This is a genomic window from Variovorax sp. P1_H2, from assembly GCF_056405295.1.
Map to the genome: position 1 here is coordinate 1 of NZ_JBFUCJ010000293.1, position 992 is coordinate 992.

A 992-nucleotide genomic window follows, 5' to 3' on the forward strand; every position below is an offset into this window, starting at 1 on the left:
GCGTGCGGTAGACCCAGCGCGCATGGAACTGCGCCAGGGCGTTGAGGGCGTGCGGCAGCGTGAAGACCAGGTGACAGTACGGCACCGCAAGCAACTCGGCCAGTCGGGCCTGGCGCCATGCGTCCCGAGCCTCGTTCTGGCACTGCGGACAGTGCCGGTTGCGACAGGAGTGGAACAGCCGCTGCTCTTGGCCGCACTGGTCACAGCGCTGCAATTGACCACCCAGGGCCGGTGTGCGGCAAGCGACGATGGCTCGCCAGGCACGCGCCTGCGGCGTGCTCAGCGAGTGCTGGCGCAGATAGGCCGGCCCGAAGGTTCGCAGCACCTCGGCCAGGGTGGCGCTCATCGCGCAGCGGCTTCAGTGCAGCGGCGGTCGCGGTGGTGTCGGCGGTGACGACGGCGCCCTTGGCTCGACCTTGGGCAGATGGGCCAGCAGCGCCAGCGCGCTGTCGCCGGCGCTGTGGCCGGGGCGGGCCATGCGAAGGTAGCGGCTGGTGGTGCTGAGCTTGGCGTGGCCGAGCAACTGGCTGATGCTGTTGAGGTCCACGCCGGCTTCCAGCAGATGTGTGGCAAAGCAGTGGCGCAGCGTGTGGATGCCGCCGACCTTGGCGATGCCCGCAGCGTTGCGCGCGGCGTAGAAGTAGCGCCCGGCGCTACGGGTGTCCAGGTGCTCGGAGGGGTTCAGCCGCGCAGGGAACAACCAGTCCTCGGCCTGTGCAGTGCGTCTGCATTGCCGCCAGTACAGCCGCAACTGCTCGAGCAACTCCGGGCTGAGCAGGCTGTAGCGGTCGTGCCCTCCCTTGCCCGCGATGACGTGAATGCACATGCGGTCGGGCGAGGAGTCGATGTCGCAGCCGCGCAGTTGACACAGCTCGCTTACGCGCAGCCCGCTGGCGTAGGCCGTCATCAGAAGCGTGCGCGCCTTCATGGACATCGGCGCAGCCAGCACCGCTGCCACTTCGGCGCGAGACAACACGTCGGGCAGCCGCTGC

Annotated in this window: 2 protein-coding genes; both read right to left on the reverse strand. The window is 69.1% G+C overall.

Annotation, left to right across the window (positions count from 1 at the left end; translation table 11 throughout):
• Positions 1-346: IS91 family transposase (locus AC1D2E_RS35955; protein WP_478201810.1), on the reverse strand; the 346-nt coding region annotated here is incomplete at its 3' end.
• Positions 347-358: 12 nt separating this feature from the next.
• On the reverse strand, positions 359-992 hold a 634-nt coding region (locus tag AC1D2E_RS35960; RefSeq protein WP_478201811.1), incomplete at its 5' end, for a tyrosine-type recombinase/integrase.